Source organism: Acinetobacter sp. AOR34_HL (assembly GCF_027854795.1).
In the GTDB taxonomy this organism is placed as follows: Bacteria; Pseudomonadota; Gammaproteobacteria; order Pseudomonadales; family Moraxellaceae; genus Acinetobacter; species Acinetobacter junii.
In genome coordinates, this window is record NZ_JAKTID010000083.1 from 1 (window position 1) to 6,272 (window position 6,272).

The 6,272-nt window shown below is 43.0% G+C and carries 2 protein-coding genes, 2 rRNA genes and 2 pseudogenes; all 6 read left to right on the forward strand.

Annotated elements, in window-relative coordinates:
- The first annotated feature begins 77 nt into the window (after window positions 1-77).
- A 23S ribosomal RNA gene (locus tag MKL32_RS14395) occupies window positions 78-2,968 on the forward strand.
- A 187-nt stretch (window positions 2,969-3,155) separates the two neighbouring features.
- Window positions 3,156-3,270, forward strand: a 5S ribosomal RNA gene (rrf, locus tag MKL32_RS14400).
- Between the two features lie 104 nt (window positions 3,271-3,374).
- The gene (locus MKL32_RS14405) at window positions 3,375-3,764 is read left to right on the forward strand and encodes a hypothetical protein (RefSeq protein WP_270900698.1); all 390 of its coding nucleotides are present in this window, start codon (window positions 3,375-3,377) and stop codon (window positions 3,762-3,764) included.
- 246 nt (window positions 3,765-4,010) lie between these two features.
- A pseudogene (locus tag MKL32_RS14410) lies at window positions 4,011-4,567 on the forward strand (DUF4256 domain-containing protein).
- 168 nt (window positions 4,568-4,735) lie between these two features.
- Window positions 4,736-5,899, forward strand: coding sequence for an acyl-CoA dehydrogenase family protein (locus MKL32_RS14415; RefSeq protein ID WP_270900699.1), 1,164 nt, complete (start codon window positions 4,736-4,738; stop codon window positions 5,897-5,899).
- 51 nt (window positions 5,900-5,950) lie between these two features.
- Window positions 5,951-6,272 (forward strand): annotated as a pseudogene (locus tag MKL32_RS14420) (IS1595-like element ISAju1 family transposase); the annotation flags it as partial.

Consider the following 6,272-nt stretch of genomic DNA (forward strand, 5'->3'; position numbering starts at 1 on the left):
AGACAACAAACCAGTAGCAATTAAGTTTGCAACGATAACACTCACTTGTATGTGTTAACGACTGTTTGGGGTTGTATAGTCAAGTAATTAAGTGCATGTGGTGGATGCCTTGGCAGTCAGAGGCGATGAAAGACGTGATAGCCTGCGAAAAGCTCCGGGGAGGCGGCAAATATCCTTTGATCCGGAGATTTCTGAATGGGGGAACCCACCCGCTATAAGGCGGGTATCATAAACTGAATACATAGGTTTATGAAGCGAACGAGGGGAAGTGAAACATCTCAGTACCCTTAGGAAAAGAAATCAATTGAGATTCCCTTAGTAGCGGCGAGCGAACGGGGAGCAGCCCATTAAGTTATGTGTGTTTTAGTGGAACGCTCTGGGAAGTGCGAACGTAGAGGGTGATATTCCCGTACACGAAAGGGCACACATAATGATGACGAGTAGGGCGAGGCACGTGAAACCTTGTCTGAATATGGGGGGACCATCCTCCAAGGCTAAATACTCCTGACTGACCGATAGTGAACCAGTACCGTGAGGGAAAGGCGAAAAGAACCCCTGTGAGGGGAGTGAAATAGATCCTGAAACCGCATGCATACAAGCAGTGGGAGCCGACTTGTTCGGTGACTGCGTACCTTTTGTATAATGGGTCAGCGACTTATATTCAGTAGCGAGGTTAACCGAATAGGGGAGCCGTAGAGAAATCGAGTCTTAATAGGGCGTTTAGTTGCTGGGTATAGACCCGAAACCAGGCGATCTATCCATGAGCAGGTTGAAGGTTGGGTAACACTAACTGGAGGACCGAACCCACTGTCGTTGAAAAGCCAGGGGATGACTTGTGGATAGGGGTGAAAGGCTAATCAAGCCTGGTGATAGCTGGTTCTCCCCGAAAGCTATTTAGGTAGCGCCTCGGACGAATACCATTGGGGGTAGAGCACTGTTTCGGCTAGGGGGTCATCCCGACTTACCAAACCGATGCAAACTCCGAATACCAATGAGTACTATCCGGGAGACAGACTGCGGGTGCTAACGTCCGTAGTCAAGAGGAAAACAATCCAGACCGCCAGCTAAGGCCCCAAAATCATAGTTAAGTGGGAAACGATGTGGGAAGGCATAGACAGCTAGGAGGTTGGCTTAGAAGCAGCCACCCTTTAAAGAAAGCGTAATAGCTCACTAGTCGAGTCGGCCTGCGCGGAAGATGTAACGGGGCTAAAACTATGTGCCGAAGCTGCGGATTTGACATTAGTCAAGTGGTAGGGGAGCGTTCTGTAAGCCGATGAAGGTGTATTGAGAAGTATGCTGGAGGTATCAGAAGTGCGAATGCTGACGTGAGTAACGACAAAACGGGTGAAAAACCCGTTCGCTGAAAGACCAAGGGTTCCAGTCCAACGTTAATCGGGGCTGGGTGAGTCGACCCCTAAGGCGAGGCCGAGAGGCGTAGTCGATGGGAAATTGGTTAATATTCCAATACTTCTGTGTAATGCGATGAGAGGACGGAGAAGGTTAAGTCAGCCTGGCGTTGGTTGTCCAGGTGGAAGACCGTAGGCATGCATCTTAGGCAAATCCGGGGTGCTCTATGCTGAGAGTCGATAGCAAGCTGTACTTGTACAGTGAAGTGGCTGATACCATGCTTCCAGGAAAAGTCTCTAAGCTTCAGTTACACAGGAATCGTACCCGAAACCGACACAGGTGGTCAGGTCGAGTAGACCAAAGCGCTTGAGAGAACTCTGCTGAAGGAACTAGGCAAAATGGTACCGTAACTTCGGGAGAAGGTACGCTGCTGACGGTGATGGGACTTGCTCCCTGAGCGGTTGGCAGCCGCAGAAACCAGGCCGCTGCAACTGTTTATTAAAAACATAGCACTCTGCAAACACGAAAGTGGACGTATAGGGTGTGATGCCTGCCCGGTGCTGGAAGGTTAATTGATGGGGTTAGCGTAAGCGAAGCTCTTGATCGAAGCCCCAGTAAACGGCGGCCGTAACTATAACGGTCCTAAGGTAGCGAAATTCCTTGTCGGGTAAGTTCCGACCTGCACGAATGGCATAATGATGGCGGCGCTGTCTCCAGCAGAGGCTCAGTGAAATCGAAATCGCTGTGAAGATGCAGTGTACCCGCGGCTAGACGGAAAGACCCCGTGAACCTTTACTGCAGCTTGACATTGAACTTTGACCTTACTTGTGTAGGATAGGTGGGAGGCTTTGAAGTTGGAACGCTAGTTCCAATGGAGCCGTCCTTGAAATACCACCCTGGTAATGTTGAGGTTCTAACTCTGTCCCGTAATCCGGGACGAGGACCATGTCTGGTGGGTAGTTTGACTGGGGCGGTCTCCTCCTAAAGAGTAACGGAGGAGTACGAAGGTGCGCTCAGCGTGGTCGGAAATCACGCGTAGAGTATAAAGGCAAAAGCGCGCTTAACTGCGAGACCCACAAGTCGAGCAGGTACGAAAGTAGGTCTTAGTGATCCGGTGGTTCTGTATGGAAGGGCCATCGCTCAACGGATAAAAGGTACTCTGGGGATAACAGGCTGATACCGCCCAAGAGTTCATATCGACGGCGGTGTTTGGCACCTCGATGTCGGCTCATCTCATCCTGGGGCTGAAGCAGGTCCCAAGGGTATGGCTGTTCGCCATTTAAAGAGGTACGCGAGCTGGGTTTAGAACGTCGTGAGACAGTTCGGTCCCTATCTACCGTGGGCGCTGGAAATTTGAGAGGATCTGCTCCTAGTACGAGAGGACCAGAGTGGACGAACCTCTGGTGTACCGGTTGTCACGCCAGTGGCATCGCCGGGTAGCTATGTTCGGAAGGGATAACCGCTGAAAGCATCTAAGCGGGAAGCCTACCTCAAGATAAGATTTCCCTAGGAATTTATTCCTCTAAAGAGCCGTTCGAGACTAGGACGTTGATAGGTTGGGTGTGGAAGCACGGTGACGTGTGAAGCTGACCAATACTAATTGCTCGTGAGGCTTGACTATACAACACCCAAACAGTTGTTGTATTCAAGATAAATTCAATACACAACTTGATTTAGTGTATAAACTAGTTAAAATGCTGAACACAAAGTTAGACTCAATATCTAATCCGTTAATAACTCTTTGGATCGTAAGTAAGGCAAACATTATTAATTAATGTGAATAAGACCCGAAAACACCACAACAGTTTGCTGGCGACAATAGCAAGAGTGAACCACCTGATCCCTTCCCGAACTCAGAAGTGAAACCTCTTCGCGCTGATGGTAGTGTGGCGTTTGCCATGTGAGAGTAAGTCATCGCCAGCTTTTAAATCTAAACACCCCCAACCTAACAGTTGGGGGTGTTTTTTATTGCAAAAAAGAAAATAGGATTTATGCTAATATCCTAATAAAGACTTAGACTATTTATAATGATGATTCAAAAGAATATTTTATGGGTAGATTGTTGTGCGACTGTTTTAGCCGGTTTAATAGTTTTGCTTGCAGCACAATGGTTGAGTCAAATTTATCATTTACCAAAAAACATTATCATTTTCATTGGTTGTACCAACTTATTGTATGCATGTTATTCATTTATATTAGCAAATTATAGAAGGCGATCAACTACTCTCATCAATATTCTTGTGATAGCAAATGGATTTTGGTGCATTATTTGTTTGATTATAATATGTTGCTTTTGGCATGAAATGACGACATTGGGAATTATGCATATTAGTGGAGAAGCAATTTTTGTCGCTACTTTGGCTAAATTTGAGTATCTCTGGAGAAATAGGCTAATAGTTAGTGACTTTATTTCATAGTTAATATTAAATCTAAGAGCTATAAAAATCATTAAGTTTAAATAAATCATATATATAATTAGTAAAAGTTCTGAACTCAAATTTCTATAATAGCTAAAAAGTCAGGTGTATTTTTTGTTCTATTTTTAATCTAAATATTTATAAAATGGATCATTTAAGTGAAAATTTGATTAAGTGGTTATTCCAGTTTTCATCATTTACATAGATATAAATAATAGATTATTGAAAAAGCGGAGTGTAAATATAATGGAAAAACAATTGGTTGAGAGAGAGAAGAAGTTATTGTTGGAAAAATTAAAAAATCGTTTTGAAAACAACATGCATCGACATTTGAACTTAAGTTGGTATCAGGTTGAGGAAAGATTAAAACAAGTACCAGATAAATTATGGTTATTGCATCAAATGGAAGAAACAGGTGGAGAACCTGACGTAGTATCAATAGATTCAGACTCATCTGACATCATATTTTTGATTGTTCATTAGAATCACCCAAAGGTCGCAGAAGTCTTTGCTACGATCGAGAGGCACTAAATTCACGGAAAGAACACAAACCAATTAGCAATGCTATTGATGAAGTAGAAGTGATGGGAGTTGAATTACTGACAGAAGAGCAATATAAACAATTACAGTCTATTGAGCATTGTGATTTAAAGACGTCGAGTTGGGTGAAAACGCCAGATGATATTCGGGTGAAAGGAGGAGCTATTTTCTGTGATTGTCGTTATGGACGAGTTTTCACTTATCACAATGGTGCTCAATCTTATTATTTAACTCGAGGATTTCGTAGTTTGTTAAAAATCTAAGTTCCATTGGGATAAATGATTCCTTGTAGGAAGTTAAAGTAAACGAACCAATTGAATATTTTTTTAATCTTGAATTTTGCCAAGCGCTTGCTTGGTTTTTGTGGTTTTGATACCTTAGTGCTCACTAAATATTCGAAAACAATGACCAATAATCGTCAGGAAGTAAGCATGCAACTTAATCCCATATATTATACTGAGCAACATTTAGCATTTGCTGAGAGTGTTAGGCGCTTTACTGAAAAAGAGATTAGCCCTTTTATTAATGAATGGGATGAAGCAGAAACCTTTCCTCGAGAGCTTTATAAAAAAGCAGCCGATATTGGCTTGCTCGGCGTTGGCTTTGATGAAAATTATGGAGGTATTGCGGGGACGGATGCATTCTATACTCTACTTGCTTCAGTCGAGCTAGCGAAATGTGCATCAGGTGGTTTGGCTGCATCTTTGCTTTCACATACGATCGGTACACCACCAATTCAACATTTTGCTCAAGAAGAAGTAAAAGTTGAAGTATTACCAAAAATTTTATCGGGAGAGAAAATTTCTGCATTGGCAATTACTGAACCGAGTGGTGGTTCAGATGTTGCGGCTTTAAAAACTAAAGCGGTGCGAGATGGTGATGATTATATTGTCAGTGGTGAAAAGACCTTTATTACATCAGGTATTCGTGCAGATTATTATTCTGTTGCGGTGAGAACTGATCCCGATGCGAAGGGTGCTAATGGTATTTCAATGTTGCTGATTGATGCACATAGTGAAGGCATTACAAAATCAAAACTAGATAAAATGGGTTGGTGGGCATCGGATACAGCTCATTTGCATTTTGATAATGTGCGCGTGCCAGCTAAAAATTTACTCGGCGCAGAAAATATGGGCTTCTTCGTCATCATGAACAACTTCAACATGGAGCGTTTTTTTCTTGCTGCCAGTAGCTATGGTTATGCATTGGTTTGTTATGAAGAAGCTTTGGATTGGGCCCAACAGCGTCAGACTTTTGGTAAACGCTTAATTGATCATCAAGTCGTTCGTCACAAGTTGGTGGATATGGCGACACGTTTAACTTCAACTCGCGCATTATTGGAAGATACAGCCTACCGTTTAGGAAAACCTGAATTACAGGGAAATGAACTGATTGCGCAAATTTGTATGCTTAAGAATGTTGCAACACAAACTATGCAATTCTGTGCTGATGCTGCGGTACAGACATTAGGCGGTATGGGCTTTATGCGTGGTACGAAATCCGAACGTATTTATCGTGAAGTGAAAGTTAACATGATTGGTGGTGGGGCAGAGGAAATCATGAAAGATCTTGCTAGCCGTCAACTGGGCTATTAATACAGGGGCTTAGGAAGTTAAGCATATCAAAAAGTATGGTAACTTCCTTATATGAAAGCAAAAAATAGATACTATTCCCGTTCAAGAATCACAGAGGCAAAATTCAGACAGATCATTCGCTTTTTTGCCATGGATTTAACTGCTTCAGATACAGCTAAACTCACCAATATTTCTGTACGTTCCATCAATACAATTTACATCAGGTTGCGTAAAAAGATTGCGGCACAATGTGAGGAAATATCTCCTTTCAACGGTATCGTTGAACTTGATGAATCCTACTTTGGTGCTCGTCGTATTCGAGGAAAACGTGGACGTGGTGCATCAGGAAAAACCATTGTATTTGGACTACTCAAAAGAGATGGAAACGTATACA